At 35.9% G+C, this 20,731-nt stretch carries 15 protein-coding genes; 13 read left to right on the top strand and 2 right to left on the bottom strand.

The genetic code is table 11. The annotated features are described in order from the left end of the window. Nucleotides 1–573: 573 nt before the first annotated feature. From PB01_RS16790 to PB01_RS16735, 12 genes are all read left to right on the top strand, one after another. Nucleotides 574–2,478: an endonuclease MutS2 gene (locus PB01_RS16790; RefSeq protein WP_151701251.1), complete on the top strand. Its 1,905-nt coding sequence runs from the start codon at nucleotides 574–576 to the stop codon at nucleotides 2,476–2,478. Between the two features lie 143 nt (nucleotides 2,479–2,621). Then, the gene (locus PB01_RS16785) at nucleotides 2,622–2,897 is read left to right on the top strand and encodes a DUF1292 domain-containing protein (RefSeq protein ID WP_151701250.1); all 276 of its coding nucleotides are present in this window, start codon (nucleotides 2,622–2,624) and stop codon (nucleotides 2,895–2,897) included. Between the two features lie 899 nt (nucleotides 2,898–3,796). Then, entirely contained in the window at nucleotides 3,797–4,951 is a 1,155-nt protein-coding gene (gene nagA, locus PB01_RS16780) for an N-acetylglucosamine-6-phosphate deacetylase (protein ID WP_151701249.1), read from the top strand. A gap of 32 nt (nucleotides 4,952–4,983) precedes the next feature. Then, nucleotides 4,984–5,706, top strand: coding sequence for a GntR family transcriptional regulator (locus tag PB01_RS16775; protein WP_151701248.1), 723 nt, complete (start codon nucleotides 4,984–4,986; stop codon nucleotides 5,704–5,706). A gap of 92 nt (nucleotides 5,707–5,798) precedes the next feature. After that, a complete protein-coding gene (locus tag PB01_RS21970; RefSeq protein ID WP_151702091.1) occupies nucleotides 5,799–5,972 on the top strand; it encodes an SIS domain-containing protein in 174 nt (57 codons plus the stop codon). A 140-nt stretch (nucleotides 5,973–6,112) separates the two neighbouring features. After that, a complete protein-coding gene (locus PB01_RS16765; RefSeq protein WP_225986079.1) occupies nucleotides 6,113–6,391 on the top strand; it encodes a DUF1292 domain-containing protein in 279 nt (92 codons plus the stop codon). A 490-nt stretch (nucleotides 6,392–6,881) separates the two neighbouring features. Next, nucleotides 6,882–9,113 (top strand): YcdB/YcdC domain-containing protein, encoded by a 2,232-nt coding sequence (locus PB01_RS16760; protein WP_151701247.1) that lies wholly within the window; start codon nucleotides 6,882–6,884, stop codon nucleotides 9,111–9,113. 342 nt (nucleotides 9,114–9,455) lie between these two features. Next, nucleotides 9,456–11,783 carry a YcdB/YcdC domain-containing protein gene (locus tag PB01_RS16755; protein ID WP_151701246.1) on the top strand — a complete coding sequence of 776 codons (2,328 nt, stop codon included), beginning with the start codon at nucleotides 9,456–9,458 and terminating at the stop codon, nucleotides 11,781–11,783. 271 nt (nucleotides 11,784–12,054) lie between these two features. Continuing rightward, a complete protein-coding gene (locus PB01_RS16750; protein WP_151701245.1) occupies nucleotides 12,055–12,537 on the top strand; it encodes a PTS sugar transporter subunit IIA in 483 nt (160 codons plus the stop codon). 160 nt (nucleotides 12,538–12,697) lie between these two features. Next, nucleotides 12,698–14,143: an N-acetylglucosamine-specific PTS transporter subunit IIBC gene (gene nagE / locus PB01_RS16745; RefSeq protein ID WP_151701244.1), complete on the top strand. Its 1,446-nt coding sequence runs from the start codon at nucleotides 12,698–12,700 to the stop codon at nucleotides 14,141–14,143. A 242-nt stretch (nucleotides 14,144–14,385) separates the two neighbouring features. Next, nucleotides 14,386–14,586 (top strand): hypothetical protein, encoded by a 201-nt coding sequence (locus PB01_RS16740; protein ID WP_151701243.1) that lies wholly within the window; start codon nucleotides 14,386–14,388, stop codon nucleotides 14,584–14,586. A 313-nt stretch (nucleotides 14,587–14,899) separates the two neighbouring features. Further along, nucleotides 14,900–16,165 carry an MFS transporter gene (locus PB01_RS16735; protein WP_151701242.1) on the top strand — a complete coding sequence of 422 codons (1,266 nt, stop codon included), beginning with the start codon at nucleotides 14,900–14,902 and terminating at the stop codon, nucleotides 16,163–16,165. A 170-nt stretch (nucleotides 16,166–16,335) separates the two neighbouring features. Here PB01_RS16735 and PB01_RS16730 read toward each other — a convergent pair whose 3' ends face one another. After that, nucleotides 16,336–16,632, bottom strand: a complete 297-nt coding sequence (locus PB01_RS16730) for an alpha-helical endospore appendage domain-containing protein (RefSeq protein ID WP_151701241.1) — start codon at nucleotides 16,630–16,632, stop codon at nucleotides 16,336–16,338. A gap of 252 nt (nucleotides 16,633–16,884) precedes the next feature. Here PB01_RS16730 and PB01_RS16725 point away from each other — a divergent pair, with 252 nt between their 5' ends. After that, complete coding sequence (locus PB01_RS16725; protein ID WP_404815089.1) at nucleotides 16,885–17,958, top strand: glycosyltransferase; 1,074 nt, start codon at nucleotides 16,885–16,887, stop codon at nucleotides 17,956–17,958. 232 nt (nucleotides 17,959–18,190) lie between these two features. Here the strand turns inward: PB01_RS16725 and PB01_RS16720 are convergent, their stop codons facing one another. Then, complete coding sequence (locus tag PB01_RS16720; protein ID WP_151701239.1) at nucleotides 18,191–20,317, bottom strand: collagen-like protein; 2,127 nt, start codon at nucleotides 20,315–20,317, stop codon at nucleotides 18,191–18,193. Between the last annotated feature and the right edge of the window lie 414 nt (nucleotides 20,318–20,731).

Here is a 20,731-nt window from a genome sequence, read left to right as displayed (position 1 = left end):
TGGTCAGTTTGTTTTATGGAATTGACTCTATATCTAAATGATGGTATATTGTAAATATTCTTATAAAAGGTGTGGTGTAGTATGTCAAAAGTAGGTATGAACTAATACTAATTTAGTTTAATAAGGCTTTTTGTAACTGGTTTTATTTCAGTTTATTAAATATGCCTTTTTTCACAGTGTTTACTTAACAGTGTGAATACCTACCTAGAGACTGCTTCCTTTTCCATATACTCGTTTAACATAATTGTATGTTAAGACGAAGAGCATGGCGGGATTTGTCCTGTCATGCTTTTTTTCTTTTGTTCATTTTTGTTGACGATGAAAATGCCTTGTAATACGCAAGGCTAATGCCCGCAGGAGCTTTCTATCCATTTTTCGGTTTCACCGTGAAAATGGAAAGGTAGGAGAGACTCTTGCGGGTATTTTCTAATTTCATTCAGTAGGGGTTCAAACCCCTACTGAATGAAATTAGAGCCTCCGGCGGATGTCACAGATTTTGAATTGAGTAAGCTCAATTCAAAATCTGGACGCAAATCCGCCAAGGCGAATTTGATTAGTTAAGGAGGAATACACATGAAAACAATGACTTATGAAAAATTACAATATAACGAATTAAAGGAAATGGTGAAATTCTATTGTGTAAGTAGTTTAGGGAAGGAGTTACTGGATAAGCTTCAACCAAGCTCAAATAGTAAAGTGGTTAAAATTAGATTAAACGAAACGACTGAAGCGAGGAAGTTACTGGATGCAGAGAGTCATCTTCCACTGAAAGGAATTTCAAATATAAGTCATCAGATGGAAAAGCTAGAAAAAGGGATGATACTAGGTCCCTCTGAATTAGTAGCAATATCGGACTTCTTAAGAGGTTGCAGAACAATAAAGAAGTTTATGATAGATAAAGAGTTTTTTGCTCCAGTATTACATTCCTATTCCCATTCGATGATGGAATTTAAGGATATAGAAGAAAGTATTAATCACTCAATTAGTGGAAATAGAGTGGATTCGGATGCTAGTAAAGATTTAAAGCGAATTCGAAATCATATTGCTAAAACAGAAGAAAAGATAGAAGAGCGTTTAAATAAATTTCTAAAAAGCAGTGCCAATAAAGAATATATTCAAGAATTCTTTATAAGTAAAAAAGATGATCGTTTTACGATTCCTATTAAAGCTTCTTATAAAAATCAGGTGGAAGGAACGATTATAGAATCTTCTTCTAAAGGGTCAACTGTATTTATTGAGCCAGCTGCTATTTCCAAGTTAAATGCAGAATTAGCAATGCTTAAATCGGACGAATCAATGGAAGAGTATCAAATTTTAGCGACTATTTCCGGAGCTATTTATGAAGAAGTTAGACAAATTAACATTAATATCGAATTAATAGGTCAATATGACATGATTTTTGCAAAAGCGAAGTATAGTAAAAGGATGGGTGCAATGGAGCCAAAGTTAAATAACCATGGCTATATCAAGTTGAAGAATTGCAAGCATCCTCTTTTGCAAGGGACTATTGTTCCGCTAGACTTTGAAATTGGAAAAGACTATCGTAGCTTGATTATCACGGGACCTAATGCTGGTGGGAAGACAGTAGTACTGAAAACGATAGGCATACTAACACTAGCTGTCATGTCGGGTTTTCATATTGCGGCAGATGAAGGGACGGAAATAGCAATTTTCGATTGTATATTTGTGGACATAGGTGACAATCAAAGTATTGAAAATTCACTTAGTACCTTCTCGTCCCATATGAAAAACATCTCCGAAATTATGAGTGCCTCGACGAATAACACACTTCTCCTTTTTGATGAAATCGGAAGTGGTACTGAACCGAACGAGGGTGCTGCTCTAGCAATTGCTATACTTGAAGAATTTTATCAGATGGGATGTATTACAGTTGCGACAACTCACTATGGTGAAATTAAACGTTACTCGGAAATTCACGGTGATTTTATGAATGCCGCGATGCAATTCAACAGTGAAGAATTGGAGCCAATGTATAAACTTTTAATTGGTAAGTCAGGAGACAGCAATGCTCTATGGATCTCTAGGAAAATGAATTTACGTGAAAAGGTACTGCAAAAAGCACAGCACTATATAGAAAATAAAAACTATGATTTAGAACTCGTGAAAGAAAGTAAAATAAGAAAGCCAGTACAACCTACTATTCAAGAAGTTACAACTTATGAATTCGAAGTGGGAGACAGAGTGAAATTAACTGAACAAGATGACTTTGGAATTGTTTATGCGAAAAAGGATAGTCTTAATAACATTTTAGTGTTCTACAAAAATGAAATAATTAAGGTAAATGCAAAGAGATTGGAACTTGAAGGAAAAGCAATCGATTTATATCCAAAAGGATATGATTTAAATTCTTTATTTCTTAGTTATGAAGAACGAAAATTCCAACATGATATGGAAAGGGGGTCTAAAAAAGCTTTTAAAAAAGTTTCGCTGGATATTAAAAATAGGCTTAATGAATAGTTGTTTTCCTATCGTGGATGCATTTTCAAAGTTCCACATGGCTCTGGTCTCGTTTAACTTTTGCTAAAAGGTCTCATATGTTAGATAATTGAATGTAAGTTGAATTAGAGAGCTAAAAGAATTTATCAAAGGAGGAATTTGGAATGGAAGAAAATACAGGAAAAGTAGAAGTTGGCGAAATTTTTACTGTACTAGACGAAAACGATCAAGAGCAGGAAATGGAAGTACTAGGTCTGTTAACTGTTGAGGACAACGAATATGCTGCTGTTAGCTTTGTAGACGATATCGAAGGAGAATCGGAAGAGGATATTGACATTTTCTTTTTCCGAGTGGAAGACGACGAGGAATTATCCATGATCGAGAGTGACGAGGAATTCGAAAAAGTATCTGCAGCATTTAGAATAGCTGAAGAAGACTAAAAGAGTTTGTATTGCAAATGAATACAGAAAAAAAGGGAAAAGCTGTTCTAGCTTTTCCCTTTTTGTAATTGTGGTGTTTTGTAAAAATTTCTATTTGAATCTCATTTATTGAGGGTAGCTTAATTTATAGCTTCATACCACGCTATTTTTTCAGTGCCTTCCAATTAGTCTCGGATGAATAAAAATTGGTCCCGTAGTTCTATAAAATTTTAATAAGTGCACTTGGTTATGCAATTCTTGAATTCTAAAAAGCATTTTAAAATTAATCTTGGAACTAAAAAGAAATAGATAGCATCCACTAAAATTCGTTCAAGCGGAAGTATTTCTCCGTTAATAAGAGCATATATACTGATTAGACAGCAAGGCCCTATGGGATTGTAGCGAAAGGGCGCGACTCCAGCCGGATGAGTGAGACAGATGAGCAATCGCAGGCGAACGCGTAGCGTCGGCGATGGCTCATCGCTCACCCGGCGGAAAGCGTCCGCCCTGTAGCGAAAATAATAGCTATAACTAATACGAACTATATAAACAATGCGTTCCTTTCCCGCTTTAATATAAGCAATGCTAGTTTATATAAATGCTGCATATACAAAGTTAAGTAGTGATTTACCGGTCATTTTTGGCTAATCAACAGATCTGACACGAACAATAATCATTTTATTGATAGGAGCGGAAAACGTTCGCCTAAAGCAGAAATCAACTTTGTTCTGATTTTGAGGCTAAGTTATTGAATTATGAAATTGATTAAATAAAAAGTGTAATATTTAGAAAATAAAGAATAATATCTTTTGATTATTATGAAAACGTTTTATAATTGGTATAGACAACTAGTCCAAATAAAATAGTTGAAACCAGAAAGAATACACAGTTCCGAGTCTGGTTTTAAGGAGATATGAATAGTGGTAAAAACGATACTTATATCAAATGTTAGATTAGTGAATCATGATCAAGATTTCATAAGTGATGTATTTCTCGAGGACGGTAAAATCAAAAAGATAGGAAATAATTTATTGCTCGATGCGGATCAACAAATCGATGGTACTTCTAAAGAGTGGATTTTGTTTCCTGGTTTTATTGATATGCATATTCATGGGTCCGCTGGCTTTGACACAATGGATGCAACGGAGGAAACACTTAGAGGGATGGCACGTTCTTTGCTAAAAGAGGGAACGACGAGTTTTTTAGCAACAACGATGACACAACAGGTGAATGCTATAGAGGATGCTTTAGTGAATGTTGGCCGTTTTGAAAGTAATGTTGATGAAGCAGAACTATTGGGGGTACATATAGAAGGTCCTTATATTTCCCAAAAACGAGTTGGCGCACAACCAATTGAACATGTTATAGAACCTTCTATAGAACAATTTAATCGTTGGCAAAAACTAAGTGGGAAACGTATAAAACAAATAACTGTTGCACCAGAAGTAACGAGTGGCTTTAAATTTGTAGAAGCAATTAGTGATCAAGGCGTTGTTGTTTCCATCGGTCATTCAGATGCGACTACTGAAGAAGTTGAAAAGGCTGTAAAGTTAGGTGCTAAGCAAGCCACACATTTATTTAACCAAATGAGCCCTTTTCATCATCGTGAACCGGGAGTAGTTGGGACTGTGTTAATAGAAGAAAAGATTAAAACAGAGATTATTGTTGACTTCTTCCATAGTCATCGGAATGCCGTAAAAATGGCATATCGTTTAAAACATGCGGAAGGAATTATTTTAATTACGGACGCTATGCGAGCGAAAGGATTGCCATATGGAGACTATGATTTGGGAGGACAAATAGTTCATGTTACAGAACATGGAGCACATCTTCCAAATGGTTCTCTGGCCGGTAGTATCCTAACGATGGATCAAGCTGTTCGTAATATTCGAGATGTAACGGGCTGTTCTTTACAAGAGATTGTTTTGATGTCCTCTGGAAATGCTGCTAAGCAATTAAATCTAAAGAATAAAGGATATATCGCAGAAGGTCTGGATGCGGACTTAGTTTTAATGGATAGAAATTTGCAGGTACAAAAAACAATTTGTCGTGGCAATATTGTATTTGAAAAATAATAGTTCCGTTATCAAGAAGGGCGATGAATGGTTTGATAGATAAAAATTCTCATGTCCCCATCTATGTTCAAATACAGGAATTGCTAAAGCAACGCATTCTTCTAGGAGAATATAAGGTTGGAGAGAATATTTCTTCCGAGCGAGAGTTATCTGAACAGCTAGGTGTTAGTCGGATGACTGTCAGACAATCTATTACAAACCTAGTAAATACTAATTTGCTCTATAGAGAAAAAGGAAGAGGCACATTCGTAGCTAATCCAAAGAGGGAGCAGTCTTTACATGGTTTAACAAGCTTTACAGAAGATATGAAAGCAAGAGGAATGAAGCCTAGTAATAAACTTATCCAATTTGAAAAAATGATTCCTTCATTTGATATTGCGAAGGATTTGCAATTAGAGAAGAGGGAAGAAGTTTTCTATGTTGTTCGTATTAGATACGCGGATGAAAAACCAATGGCTATTGAAAGAACATTTATACCAGTTAAAATTTTTCCTGAACTAGATGAAAAGAAAATAATGGGATCTTTGTATACACTAATAGAGACACATCGTCATCAGAAAATAGGAAATGCAATTCAAGAAATTGAAGCTGCTATTTTATCCAAAGAAGATAGTGAGTGTTTGGCAATGGACGATTTGACTGCGGGTTTAATTATTAAAAGAACTAGTTTTCTAATTGATGGTATTCCGTTTGAATTAGTACGTAGTATATATCGTGCAGATCGTTATAAATTTATAAGTGAGATTAATAGGTAATCAAATGCATGCTTATTTTCAAGAGATACAATGTTTATTGCAGGATGTAGCAGAGCGGGAACAAAAGAATATAAAAATAGCCTCCAAAATACATAGCAGAAAGCTTTAGGAAAGAGGGCATATTACAATTATTTGGTTGTGGACACTCTCATCTTTTAGCTCAAGAAGCATATTATCATGCAATACTAAGGCTTGTTAAAATGGTAATAGATGCAGCTCATAGTAACGGTAAAAGTGTAGCAATTATTTCGTCCAATGCACTCTGAAACTAAAGAAGACAATGTGCACTTAAAGGACTCTAGCGTTACTTAAATTCAATCTATATTTTTGGGGGATGAATCGAACATTCGAAGGGTAGACTAATTTGGAAGCGTTAATTGAATGAAAATATAAGGAGGGTTTTGTCATGTTAGAAAAAATGGGAAGCATTGAGGTTGGGGATATTCTTTCGGTGATGGATCGAGACAATCAGAAACAAAAAATTGAAGTAATCGGTTTGCTAACTATAGAAGATAAAGAATACGCGGCTTTTGCATTTGCAGATGATGGGCAAGAAAAGAACGAGAAAGAGGTAGGTGTATTCTTTTACCGAAATGTTGATGGAGGGGAGCTAGCTGAACTAGAAACGGACGAAGAGTATGAAAAAGTATCTGCAACTTTTATGGAAATGTTAGAAGCGGGATAAAAGGAGTACTAAAGTTTCAAGAAAAGTCCCTTTAAGGAAATATTAATGGATTGGCAAATGCCGAGTTAATTTCATAAATAGTATTTAATAATTAAAATACGAACAATTCTTAATTTATTGATTGGAGAGACAGGCGGCGACTCCAGCGGTGATGAACTATCGCTCACTCTGCGGAAAACGTCCTCCTATAGCGGAAATCATTCTGATTTATGAAAAGTAGCTTATACATATTCTACATTTCACTTTAATATTGTTCGTGTTTTATACTCTAAATTTGAATTATAAAATTGATTCACTTATAAGGTTTTCTACCTAATTTAAGTATTAGATAGAAAATCTTTTTTTATTTCAATGGAATGTTTCTACGCTATCATTCATAGACTCTATAGAATTGCTTCCAATTGCCATTAGAAAGGGAATCATGAAAAAACGATTTCATTTTACACAGTTTAGAGCCCAACTCAAACACCACTGAAATAGGGGGATTATATTGGTTAATTTAAAGAAAGTTGGTTTTACATTATCATCTTCCGTATTAACATTAGGCATGTTGTCATCCATTGCATATGCTTCTCCAACAGGAAATGAAACACCACAAAAAATACAAATCCAAGTAGCTGCTACCGAAAAAGTTTACACCAAGAATGATTTAATCAAGAAATTTCAAGCATTATTTCCAAAACAGTTTGACTATTTAACAGCGAGTGATTTTCAAATGGGAACCGGTTACTACTATTATGATGATAAAGAGGTTCGGTATAATTTATCCTTCAATAAGTTACTAAATGGAAAATCCTTGTACGGTAGTGTTGGATTTGTAGGAGAAAATTTAGAAATTGAATCGTTTTACTTTCAACCAACGAATGAAAAAGATGCACTATTTCCTGCAAAAGTATCCAAAGAAGAAGCAAGAAAAATTGCAGATCAATTTATGCAAAAATTTATTGCCGATCAAGAATATCAACTAGAAACAGACTCTTTCGATTATTATCCACAACAAATTTTAACAGAGCCCATTCGTTATAACTTTTCCTTTACTCGCACCAAAAACAAAGTACCCATTTCTGATCAAAGAATTGAGATAACTGTTCTAGGAAATGGCGAAGTGACTAACTTTTACATGAGCCCTTATAAAAGATCTGCTACCTTTGAAGCTACTAAACAATTAATAGATAAAGATAAGCTATTAAAGAAAGCGAAAGATAATCTTGCTGTTGAATTACAATATCAATTAGATATGGACTACAGAACAGGTGAACGCCGTGTTAAGCTCGTTTACCAACCATCTTCCAAAACACAAGGAATTCAAGCTTCTACTGGTAAGTGGCTTACTTCAAATGGTTACTTAGAAGAAAGTCCAAAGAAAACAAAACTAGAAAAAATTTCTGCGAAACCAATTCCTCCAAAACATAAAGGAGTTATTTTAGAAGAGGCAAAGAAAATTGCAGAAAAATTTATCCAATCAAAATCAAAGTCGAATAAAATTAAACTAACCATTAATGCAATAGACGAGGTTCAAAATTATAACGGTCAGAATATAATCCGTGTGGACTATATGTATGACTATGCGAATGGCGGACATGGAACAAGTTTGGAAATTAATAAGAGCACCGGCGAAATTACTCAGTATTACGACATCACCAGAGACATATTACAACAAAATGGAGAAAAGCCAAGTAAAGAGAAATTACTGACGCAAAAAGAAGCGCTTGCTCAAGCAGTAAAATATGTAAAAGAGATGATACCATCCTATCTACACAACTATGCGTTGCCAGTAGACGATGCTTATTTTGATGAAATGCAACAATCCTATCAATTCTCCTTTCCAAGAGTGGTAAATGGCGTTATGGTGATTGGAGAACAAATTAACGTAGGTATTGCAGGAGACGGTTCTTTAAATAACTTGTATATCAATTATCAAGAAATTGAAAAATGGCCATCAATAGATAAAGTCATTTCTGAAAAAGATGCGTTAGCAAAATTAAAAGAATCCCTAAGCTTAAAAATTACTTATCTGAAACCAATGCAAGACAAAAAAAATCAATATGATCTAATATATGTCCCTGTTTTTAACGAAAACTCGTTTAGCTTTTTAGATGCTACTACGGGAGAATGGAATAGCTTGGACAATGGAAAAAGTCCAGCAGCGATTTCACATCCTTGGGCTGAAGAAGAATTAAATTACCTTATTAGTGCCAAAATATTAGATGTTAAAGATACTAAAAAATTTAACGGGGATGCTGCTGTCTCAAAAGGGGAAGCTTTAAAAGTTTTGTTAAATTCCCTCACTTATTTCTACGAAGGTATGTATTATTCTAATAACGAAAATAAGAAACAAACGTTTGATAATATTGACCCTAAACACCCGTTATACCAAGCAATAGAACGTGCTGTAGATATGGGTGTCATTAAACCAAATAGTAAGAACTTCGATGTGGATAATCCTATCACAAGAGAAGAATTAGCGGCATGGTATATAAGAGTACTAGGTCAAGAGCAATCGGCTAAATATAGTAATATTTATAAACTTGATTTTGCAGATGCGAATAAGGTTCAAAAAGAGTATACGGGTTACGTTGCTATAGCAAACTCTATTGGTTTATTTAAAATGGATAATAACCAATTCAAACCTAGTCAAGAAGTGACATATGCAGAGTTAGCAGTTTCAACAATTCTCCTTGCCCATGAAATTTCTGAAAATAGAAATGCTTTCAGATATTAATTAAACGAAATGAAAACCTTCCATCCTAGAAAAATCTCAGAAGTGAGATGGGTAATTCTTCATTGGAGTATAGTCGAAATCTTAAGATGCAAACGCGTGAGGGATTTTCTATCTAATAGTATTAGATAGAAAATCCCTTTTTTAAAAAGATAGGAAACTACCATGGCTCACGTTTCACGAAAGTCCTCATCTACAGAGAAAAGCCAATTTCTTCCTTAAACAGGTTAATTTAAGCTGCAGGCTGACGCTTGTAAATCTACAAGTATAAGCCACGTCCTACGCTACGCTCCGTCTGGGGTCTTGATTTTCTTGCTAATCCCCAGGGATGTTTGCAATTACCAATTGAAAGTAAAAAAAGATAGAAGTTTTCATTTTCATTTTACAGAATTTAGTGTACAATTAAAATACAACTGGAATAGGAGGGTTATCTTGGTTAATTTAAAAAAAATTGGTATTGTTTTAACTTCATCCGCACTATCTCTTGGAATGTTTTCGTCTATGGCCAATGCTTCACCTACAATGAATATGCAACCAGAAAAAGTACAGATTCAAGTCGCTGCAACAGAAAAAAATTTCACAAAAAACGATTTAATTAAGAAGCTTCATGAGCTGTTTCCAAAAAAGTTTGATTTTTTATCGAATAATGATTTCTATATGAATAGTGGTGGTCGTTACTATCCCGATGATGATGGTGCGTTACGTTATAATTTATCTTTCCATAAGACAGTAAATGGAAAACAAGTAAGTGGTGGTGTTACCTTTGTTGGTGAGGAATTAGACATTGATCAATTTTACTACCAGCCACCAGTTGAAAAAGAATCTTTATTCCCTGCAAAGGTTTCAAAAGAAGATGCTAGAAAAATTGCAAATGATTTTGTTAAGAAATTTTTAGTGGGAGCGGAATATCAGCTAGAAACAGACCCTTTCAATTATTACCCAAGCCAACTACTATCAGAACCAATTCGTTATTCCTTTTCTTTTGCCCGCACAAAAAATCAAATATCCATCATGGATCAAAGAATTGAAGTGACTGTTCAAGGGAATGGTGAAGTAGTTAATTTTTATCAAAATGCTATGCAAAAGAAATCTTTTACTTTTGATGATGCCAAACAATTAAAAGATAAAGATGGAATTTTAGAAAAAATGAAAGAAAATCTAACGGTTGATTTGCAATACCAAGTTAATAATGATTATCGAACCGGTGACCGCAGTGTTCAACTAGTTTATCAACCATCTACTAAATTGCGTGGAGTTAATGCTGCTACCGGAAAATGGCTAACAGCTGATGGCTATTCAGCTGAGTTTCCAAAGAACGCAAAGATCGAAATGCTTTCAGCAAAACAACTTCCACCAAAACAAAAAGGAATTACTTTAGAACAAGCAAAGAAAATTGCGGAACAAATGCTTAAAGTAAAAAGTGATAAAGTTAAATTAAACATTGATTCTGTCGAAGAAACAAAAAACTATGATGGACAGGAAGTCATTCGTATTCAGTACATGTATCAATATGCGAACGGCGGATCTGGAACAAGTTTTGAATTAGATAAAAAAACAGGTGAAATTGTACAATACAGCGATATGACAAGCGACCTTTTAGAACAAATTGGTGAGAAATCTAAAAAAGACAATCCAATTTCTGAGAAAGATGCGCGCACACAAGCTATAAAATATTTAAAGGAATGGGCTCCTTCTCATCTACACAACTATGCAATGCCAGTAGATGAACCTTATTTTGAAGAGAGACTAGGTACTTATAATTTCTCTTTCCCTCGAATTGTAAATGGTATTGTTGTAATGGGCGATCAACTTAATGTAGGTATAGGTGCTGATGGTTCATTAAGAAGCCTTAATGTCAACTATCAAGAGATGGAAAAATGGCCATCAATTGACAAAGCTATTTCAAAAGAAGATGCTAAAGCTATTTTGAAAAAGAATTTAAGCTTAGAACTTAATTATATGAAATCAGATAATAAAAAAGAAAATCTTCACTATGATTTAGTATACTTACCGACATTTAATAAAGACTCTTTTAGTGTTTTAGATGCAAACTCGGGGGAATGGAGCAGCTTATATAATGGAAAGAGTACTTCTACCATTACCCATCCTTGGGCAGAAGAAGAACTTAATTATCTCATAAATGCTAAAGTTTTAGATATTAAAGATACTAAAAACTTTAATGGAGATGCGTCTGTTTCAAAAGGAGAAGCATTAAAAGTAATGATGAATTCCCTTACTTATTTTTATAGTAATAGTTATTATAATGAAACAGAAAACAAGAGCCAAACGTTTAAAAATATTGATCCTAAACACCCGCTATATCAAGTAATTGAACGTGCGGTTGATGTAGGGATTATTAAACCAGATAACGAGAACTTCGATCTTGATTCTCCAATTAAAAAAGAAGAATTAGCAGTTTGGTATATCCGCGTTCTGGGACTAGACCAAGCAGCAAGAAATAGTAATATTTATAAACTTGACTTTGCCGATGCAAATAAAGTAAAACCAGAATACGCCGGTTATGTTGCTTTAGCAAATTCAATGGGATTATTAAAGACCGATCAAAATAACTTTTACCCAGATCGAGAAACGACCTATGCAGAATTGGCTGTTTCAATTATCCTACTAGCGCATGAAATATCTGAAAAAGGAAATAACCTTCGTTATTATTAATAAATAGACAGCTATACTATTACTCGTTTATAACCCTTTACCGTATGAGAAATCAAACGGTGGAGGGTTTTTGTTTGTCTCAAATTTAGTTTTCCAACTAAAAAGAACCTTATCGATAGTTAAAATAAACCAAATAAGCTTGAGGTTAGAGAATTTTTTTCTTTTCGTTAACCTCATGTTTTTTGTTCTGTATGTTGTGATTGCACAATATAAATGAGGTATACAATTTTTTTGAGTTTCCCTAAAAATGAATATAAAGGAGTCAATCAGCGTGTTTACAAAGCTTTTTAGGAAACATAAATTACATATTTATGCACCAATCACTGGGGAAATACTTTCACTAAATCAAGTTCCAGATCCTGTCTTTAGTCAAAAAATGATGGGTGAAGGAGTGGCAATCATGCCAAAAGGAGGAAGCATCCATTCTCCAATAGACGGCACAGTTCTTCTCCTATCAGGAACCAAACATGCAATTGCTCTTCGTTCAAATGATGGGACGGAGATTCTTATTCATATTGGTCTAGAAACGGTTTCTTTAAAAGGACAAGGCTTTACAGTTTTTGTTAAAGAGGGTGAACGAGTTTCAATCGGCCAGTTGCTCATAGAAGTAGATTGGGACTATATTCGAGAACAAGCTAGCAGTGTAATAACGCCTATTGTTATTACGAATAGTGATGAAAGAGAAGTTCAATATGAAGTAGTAAAAGAATGTATTATAGGTGAAACATTATTGATGACAGCATCTTCTAAATAAAGTGCAAACAAGGAGGTGAGTGTGCATGAGGTTATGAATAGTGGTGCGCAATGATATATTAGAATAATATTTTACGAGTAATAAAAACTTTGTATAACGCAATCATTTAATATTTTTAAATTATTTATCACATAACGATGAAAAGGGGAATGGGATTGTTATGATGAAATATTTACAAAAGCTAGGGCGCTCTCTAATGCTACCTGTTGCGGTATTGCCAGCCGCAGCTATTTTAATGGGGATAGGATATTGGATTGACCATGATGGATGGGGATCCGGAAATGTATTTGCAGCTTTTTTACTTACTGCTGGGGCTTCGATTATTGACCATATACCGATCCTTTTTGCGGTTGGTGTAGCATTAGGAATGGCGAAGGAAAAGGATGGGTCTGCTGCATTAAGTGGTTTAATAGCCTTCTTAGTTGTGACGACAATGCTATCAACAAACTCAGTAGCCCTATTACAAAGTGTCGATCCTGCTAATGTAAACGCAGCTTTTGAGAGAATTGATAATGTATTTATAGGGATTATTTCTGGAATTATAGCTGCAATAATGTTCAATCGATTTAGTCAGGTGAAATTACCAGATTTCTTAGCGTTCTTTAGTGGGAAGCGATTTGTACCAATCATAACTGCAGTTTCGATGTTAGTAGTTTCAGCGGTATTATTCTTTATTTGGCCAATCGTTTATGGTGGATTGGTATCATTTGGTGAATCTATTAGCAGTTTAGGAGCAGTTGGTGCTGGACTATATGGATTCTTTAATCGTTTACTTATTCCAACTGGTTTACACCATGCTTTAAATGCTGTGTTTTGGTTTGATACTATCGGTATTAACGATATCGGGAACTTCTGGGCTAGTAAAGGTGTCAAAGGTGTCACAGGAATGTATCAGGCTGGCTTCTTCCCTATAATGATGTTCGGATTACCAGCAGCGGCTCTTGCAATGTATCATACTGCTAAAACAAACAGAAAAAAACAAATTGCAGCTTTAATGTTAGCAGCAGGGTTTGCTTCCTTCTTTACTGGTGTTACAGAACCAATTGAATTTGTATTTATGTTCTTAGCTCCAGTACTTTATGTTGTACATGCGGTTTTAACAGGTCTTTCACTATTCATAGCGGCATCATTCCATTGGACAGCAGGTTTTGGGTTTAGTGCAGGATTTATTGATTACTTTTTAAGTCTTAGTATACCAATTGCAAATCTACCGCTAATGTTATTACTTCAAGGTTTAGTATTTGGAGCTATTTACTATTTCTTGTTCCGATACTTAATCGTAAAATTTGATTTGAAAACACCGGGAAGAGAAGATGAGTCGGAAGAAGAAAATGAAGAAACCGTTCAACAATCGACTAGTTATAAATTTTCTATTTTGGCAACGAATATTTATGAAGGTTTAGGCGGAGATGCTAACGTTGTTTCTGTTGATTATTGCGCAACCCGTTTACGTGTAGAAGTAGTAAATATGGATAATGTCAATCAACAGAAAATTAAAGCCACAGGTGTTCCGGGGGTTAATGTTGTAGGTCCACAAAGTATTCAAGTGATTGTTGGAACAAGTGTACAATTTGTAGCAGTTGAAATAGAAAAAATTCGAAAATAATATTAAAATTGCTTAAAAAGCTGTTTAACAAGGATGAATCCTTTGTTAAACAGCTTTTTCTATAAAGAATTTTAGGAGCCGATATTGGAGACGGATGCTATTTGAGCGAAAGGATTGAAAAACATGGCGATTGTGACTTAGAGGGGCAATCAATCTCCCATCTTGCATTTTTTTGAATTGGGGCATTTCTATAAACGAGCAAAGTAGAGTTCGTTCATTTATGGCGTACTAGCAGAACAACGATGAACCCACAAAATACGAAAACACCTTTTATATTAATGAAAGCTCAAAGAGCCCGAGTTCCCAATCCTAAAAGAAAGATGATAGTCGATAAACTGAACGCAAACACAATTGTTTTGATGATTAAAGATGGATTTATCTACAATATACCAAGTGTGATGAACGATAGCCGACTTATTGTGTTATATCCTTTGGTTGACTGAAAGGTATATAAATAGGCAATAAGAGAAGAATATAGTAAAACTAATAAATCATAATGTTTTGGCAAGTATTTAAGAATTAGAAGTAATTGTTTAGTGTTAAAACATTTATTATTAAAATTAATTGACAAGTGTGTAGTCGGACTTTAAACTATAAAAGCACTGATAGAGTTGGAGTGAAGAATTGTCAAGTGAACTTTTCAAGAATTTCCATTTAGCGTTAATTATGTTCTTTTAATAATGGCGATTTTTTATTAAAGCATAAAACATATAGTCATTCCAATTTTTATAGTACAACTTAGAAAGAGGTGGCATAATGAACAAGAAAAAAGGAAATATCCATTATGCATGGATTATTTTAATAGGTCTTTGTATTATGGTTGGTTTAGGGAAAAGTGCTATAAGTAGTTCAGCAGGGTTGTTTTTAACACCAGTTGCTAAAGATTTAAATATCGGTTTAGGGAATTTAATGCTGTATTTTAGTATCTCTTCCGTTGTTACAATGATCTTCCTTCCGTTTGGCGGAAAATTGTTGGCAAAATACAATATTCGTTTAATACTTATAATTGCAATTGTTTTACAAGCAGGTGCATTTGCATTATTTGGCTTAATGAATTCGGTATGGGGCTGGTATATTCTTTCTATACCATTGGCTGTCGGTGGGGTGTTTATAACAGTTATTGCCGGACCGGTTATGATCAATCAATGGTTCAAAAAGAAAAATGGATTGGCACTTGGAATTATGGGGGCTTCTGTTGGAGCGATTGGAGCTATTCTTCAACCAGTAATTGGTAATGTGATCGCTGGTCAAGGTTGGAGGTTTAGTTATATTGCTGTAGGGGTTGGCGTTATAATCATTGCAGTTCCAGTTATTCTGTTAATAATGAGAAAATCACCACAAGAAAAGGGTCTTCAGCCTTATGGTTCGAAAGAAGACAAAAATACAGTAGATAATGCACATAGTACAACAGAAAATGCAGGGATTTCAATGGCTGTTGCAAAAAAATCTTCCGCTTTTTATGCATTAATTACGTTTTTCTTCTTTGTCACATCGATTGGAAGTTTTTCTTTACACATCCCTACTTTTTTAAGCAGTAAAGGATATGATGTAGCTTTCGCTGGAAATGTTATGGGTGCTTATATGATCGGTGCATTGGCAGGAGCATTAATTTTAGGATTCTTAAGTGATAAAATTGGTTCAAAAAATACGACCATACTTGCAATGGTATTAGGTTTAATATCTATATCATCTATATTATTATTCTCGGCAAATAGTGTAATTATTACAATAGCTATCGTCTTGTTAGGCTTTGTTGTTGCTTCTATCGGTACTTTAGGGCCGGCTCTGACTACAAGTCTATTTGGTAGCAAAGAATATAGTCAAATTTATTCGACTGCTTCACTTGGACTAGCTATCGCATCTGTCGTTGCTTTACCGGCATATGGCTATATCTATGACTTTGTAGGAAGCTATAATCCAGCTTTATATGCACTTATGGTAATGATGGTTCTAAACATTATTTGTGTAACACTCGCATTTAAAGGGAAGAAAAAGTTAGTTGATCAAGGTCATTGGAAGTAATATTTTAAGCAATATAAAAGGATTGGACTCTGTGTTTCACAGGGTTCAATCCTTTTATTTTTTTATAGAATAGGAAATAGGGGAATATTGTAACGAAGGTATTTATTATGTTATTTCGAAAGAAATATTTATGATGATTCCAGAACGAGAACGGAGTCATCAATTTACTTCTAAGTAATCGTTTTGATTACTTGTTTTAGTTTGCTTTCTAACAGCAATTCTTTTTTTATTACCAAGTCAAGCATATCTTGAACACTTTCATTCACTTGTAAAATATTTTCTAACGAAGCTGCGGGGCTTAATCCAGGAATCGTACCAAGTGCATATTGAATTTTTTCCGCTTCTGCATTGATGATGTGAGCGAGCCCTAGTTCTTCCAAAGCGATGGAAGCTAACAGAAGGTTAATTACATCATCCCTAGTAATGGTAATCGTTGGCGTGATATTCGGAATATTTGGTTGGGACATACAACATCTCTCTTTCTAAATTTTTTTGAACAACCAAGTATTATGTGAAATTCTTTGGTTGTTCTATTTTTAGTCTATTCGAGGTACTAAGAAAGGGATTGTGTTTGTTGGTACTTTATAGATATACATTAAGGAGACATTTGAAGTAAGCCAGGTTCTGATCACCAAAGTTCACAAATACATGGAATTAACATATATTATTATAATTTTCTAAATGGATGGTGATGAATCATAAGTACAATAACTCTTTGTATGATTGTGAAAAATGAAGAAGAAGTATTACATCAATGTTTAAATAGTGTAAAGGCAATTTGTGATGAAATAATTATTGTGGATACAGGTTCGACGGATAACACAAAGGAAATAGCAAAGAAATTTACAGACAAGGTAATCGATTTTCCATGGATTAATAATTTTTCAGCTGCAAGAAATTTTGCTTTTAGTCATGCAACGATGGATTATATTTTATGGCTAGATGCAGACGATATATTGCTTAAAGAGGAACTGCAGAAATTTAAAACGTTAAAAAATAATCTAGATATTTCAGTGGATGCGTTTTCCATGATCTATCATACTGCTTTTGACGAGTATGGCAACCCAACCTTTAGTTTTAGAAGAAACCGTTTAGTAAAAAGAGTCAATAACTTTCAATGGATAGGTCCTGTACATGAATATTTAGAGGTTGGTGGTAATATCATCACTACAGATATAGCTATAACTCATCGGAAAAACGACAAAAGTAATCTTTCTATTCAAAGTGATCGAAACCTTAAAATCTATGAAAATCGTTTGGAAAAAGGAGAAGAATTCACACCAAGGGATTTATTTTATTATGCAAATGAATTAAAAGATCATGCCCAGTATCAAAAATCATCCTTTTATTATCAAAAGTTTTTAGCTACTAAAAAGGGCTGGGTTGAGGATGAAATTCGGGCTTGTATCAACATGGCGGAGTGTTATAGAAATCTTGGGAATACAGAATTAGAAAAACAATCGCTCGTTATGTCTATTTTTTATGATGTTCCACGTCCAGAAGTTTCTTGTCGACTAGGGGACATATATAAAAATAAAAGGAATTTTAGAAAAGCATTAACATGGTACCGCTTAGCAATTGAAATAGAAGAGGAGGACCATCAAGGATTTAAACAAGAGGCCTTTGCAACATGGTATCCAAATCTTCAGCTATGTGTATGTTATTGGGAAATAGGAGATATAAAAAAAGCAATAGAACATAATAATAAAGCTAAAACTTATCGACCAAATGATGCTAAAGTGAAATCTAATGAAGAATTCTTTCAAAACTATGAGAAAAATAATAAAGAATGAATTGTACGGTATAGGATGAGCATTCAACAAGGAGCTCAGAAGTTAATCTGAGTGTACTGAATTTGAACAGAGAGTTTTAGAGTAGCTGTCAGGCACTCTACACTCTCTTTTTCATTTAATTTTAATATGTGTATCCAGAGGAATAGCCCATGGAATTAATAACTCCATGGGCTATTTTTCTGCGTATATGAATTCAATATGATTTATTAGATGTTCGGTCTTCTTAATTATTCTAATTTAATTTTAGAATAAGAATAGAAGCATTCGCATTAGTTTGAGTTCCACCAGCTAATGTTTGTAAAGTAACGGCAGCTGCACTAGAATGATTTCTTAAAGTTAAAATATCCCCCGCGCTAGCTGTGATTATTATCATACCTGGATTAGGTTGAGTACCAGCTCCAGAGCCATATACACTTCCACCAACAGGGGCACCATTCTGATAAAGAGTAAATTGGTTTGGTTCTACTCCTGCTACTGTGAAGAACACTGCATAATCGCCAGCACTACCTAAAATGACTTGTGCTGTATTAGGTGTATGTGTAATATTCGTTAAATTTCCGTTACTATCAAAAGTTATATCCGTTTCTAATGGCACTACTTGAGCACCTGTATTGAAAATATAACTATACGCTGATAAGCCCTGCCCAGTTGCCCCTGTAGCTCCAGTTGCCCCTGTAGCCCCAGTGTCACCGGTAGCTCCTGTAGTTCCAGTGTTGCCAGTAGTTCCGGTTGCACCCGTAAGTCCAGTGTCGCCAGTAGGCCCAGTAGCACCCGTAGCACCAGTGTCACCCGTAGCACCCGTAGCACCCGTAGCACCAGTGTCACCAGTAGCGCCAGTAGCACCCGTAGCACCAGTGTCACCAGTAGCACCAGTAGCGCCAGTAGCACCCGTAGCACCAGTGTCACCAGTAGCACCTGTAGCCCCAGTTACACCCGTAGCGCCGATATTTCCAGTAGCCCCAGTAGCTCCAGTTACACCCGTAGCACCGGTAGATCCGGTAGATCCAGTATCACCAGTAGGCCCAGTTGCACCCGTAGCCCCAGTGTCGCCGGTAGCACCAGTATCCCCCGTAGCTCCAGTATTTCCAGTGTCACCAGTAGGCCCAGTTGCACCCGTAGCTCCAGTGCCACCAGTAGCTCCAGTGTTGCCGGTAGCGCCAGAAGGTCCAGTAGGCCCAGTTCCCCCGGTAGCTCCAGTATTTCCAGTGTTGCCAGTAGGCCCAGTTCCACCCGTAGCACCAGTTTCGCCGGTAGCGCCAGAAGGTCCAGTGACCCCAGTATTTCCAGTTGCCCCGGTAGCTCCAGTAGCACCCGTAGCTCCTGTAGTACCAGTGTCACCAGTAGGTCCAGTTCCACCCGTAGCTCCAGAAGGTCCAGTGACCCCAGTTCCACCGGTAGCTCCAGTAGCCCCAGTGTCGCCAGTATTTCCAGTTGCACCCATAAGTCCAGTAGCTCCAGTGTTGCCAGTAGGTCCAGTTCCACCCGTAGCTCCAGTATTTCCAGTGTTGCCAGTAGGCCCAGTTCCACCCGTAGCACCAGTGTTGCCGGTAGCGCCAGAAGGTCCAGTGACCCCAGTTCCACCGGTAGCTCCAGTAGCCCCAGTGTCGCCAGTATTTCCAGTTGCACCCATAAGTCCAGTAGCTCCAGTGTTGCCAGTAGGTCCAGTTCCACCCGTAGCTCCAGAAGGTCCAGTGACCCCAGTTCCACCGGTAGCTCCAGTAGCCCCAGTGTCACCAGTATTTCCAGTTGCACCCATAAGTCCAGTAGCTCCAGTGTTGCCGGTAGCGCCAGAAGGTCCAGTGACCCCAGTATTTCCAGTTCCTCCGGTAGCTCCAGTATTTCCAGTGTTGCCAGTAGGCCCAGTTACCCCCGTAGCACCATTGTTCCCGGTAGCGCCAGAAGGTCCAGTGACCCCAGTTCCCCCGGTAGCTCCAGTAGCTCCAGTAGCGCCAGAAGGTCCAGTGACCCCAGTTCCCCCGGTAGCTCCAGTAGCTCCAGTAGCTCCAGTAGCTCCAGTAGCTCCAGTTCCCCCGGTAGCTCCCGTAGGACCTGTAGTTCCAGTAGCAGAGGTGATTTGAGTCACTTGTTTCAATTTGCTGTCTAATAATAGTTCCTTTTTCATCGCCAATTCGAGGGTATCCTGCACGCTGTTATTCACTTGTAATATATCCTCTAACGAAGCTGCTGTGGTTAAGCCGGGTATCGTACCGAGTGCATATTGAAGTTTTTCCCCTTCTGCATTAATGATATGCGCTAGTCCCAATTCTTCCATCGCAATGGAAGCTAAGAGCAAGTTAATAGCATCATCCCTAGTGATAGTAATATCAGGCGAAATATTAGGGATATTCGGTTGTGACATTTGATTTCTCCTTTCCCATTTTATTGAACAATCCTGTATATTAGAAATGATAAACAAGTGTTGTTCTGTCTATAATTTATTCAAGTAAAGAGAAAGGGGATAAGTTAAATGCCTCTTTTACCTTTAAAATGCTTTTTTCCGTGACTTTTTAGAAAGGATGTAATATATGTTGTATTTAAATTTCACTTTGAAAAGTTTTGATAGTTAAAATCTATAGATTAATCTCTAAGAACTCTATACTTTTTAAAACTAAGGATTTGGATTTAAAATGTTAATCAAAAGTTTTAAATAAAATCAGACTACCGACTTTATCGGTAGTCTGAAAAGAGGGAGTGAAAGAAAATTTTTCTTAACAATTCCTGTCTAAATGCTTTTGTATGATATCCAAATTCTAATAAAGAATGAGAATATTAA

The organism is Psychrobacillus glaciei, assembly GCF_008973485.1.
In the GTDB taxonomy this organism is placed as follows: Bacteria; Bacillota; Bacilli; order Bacillales_A; family Planococcaceae; genus Psychrobacillus; species Psychrobacillus glaciei.
This window is presented reverse-complemented; position numbering and strand designations above follow the sequence as displayed.

Bases quoted from the DNA above. Each gene is read 5' to 3' on its own strand.
- PB01_RS16720 (WP_151701239.1), bottom strand. From the start codon at position 20,317: ATGTCACAACCGAATATCCCTAATATTTCGCCTGATATTACTATCACT.
- PB01_RS16735 (WP_151701242.1), top strand. From the start codon at position 14,900: ATGAACAAGAAAAAAGGAAATATCCATTATGCATGGATTATTTTAATA.
- PB01_RS16765 (WP_225986079.1), top strand. From the start codon at position 6,113: ATGTTAGAAAAAATGGGAAGCATTGAGGTTGGGGATATTCTTTCGGTG.
- PB01_RS16790 (WP_151701251.1), top strand. From the start codon at position 574: ATGAAAACAATGACTTATGAAAAATTACAATATAACGAATTAAAGGAA.
- PB01_RS16785 (WP_151701250.1), top strand. From the start codon at position 2,622: ATGGAAGAAAATACAGGAAAAGTAGAAGTTGGCGAAATTTTTACTGTA.
- PB01_RS16740 (WP_151701243.1), top strand. From the start codon at position 14,386: ATGAACCCACAAAATACGAAAACACCTTTTATATTAATGAAAGCTCAA.
- nagE (WP_151701244.1), top strand. From the start codon at position 12,698: ATGATGAAATATTTACAAAAGCTAGGGCGCTCTCTAATGCTACCTGTT.
- PB01_RS16725 (WP_404815089.1), top strand. From the start codon at position 16,885: ATGATTGTGAAAAATGAAGAAGAAGTATTACATCAATGTTTAAATAGT.
- PB01_RS16730 (WP_151701241.1), bottom strand. From the start codon at position 16,632: ATGTCCCAACCAAATATTCCGAATATCACGCCAACGATTACCATTACT.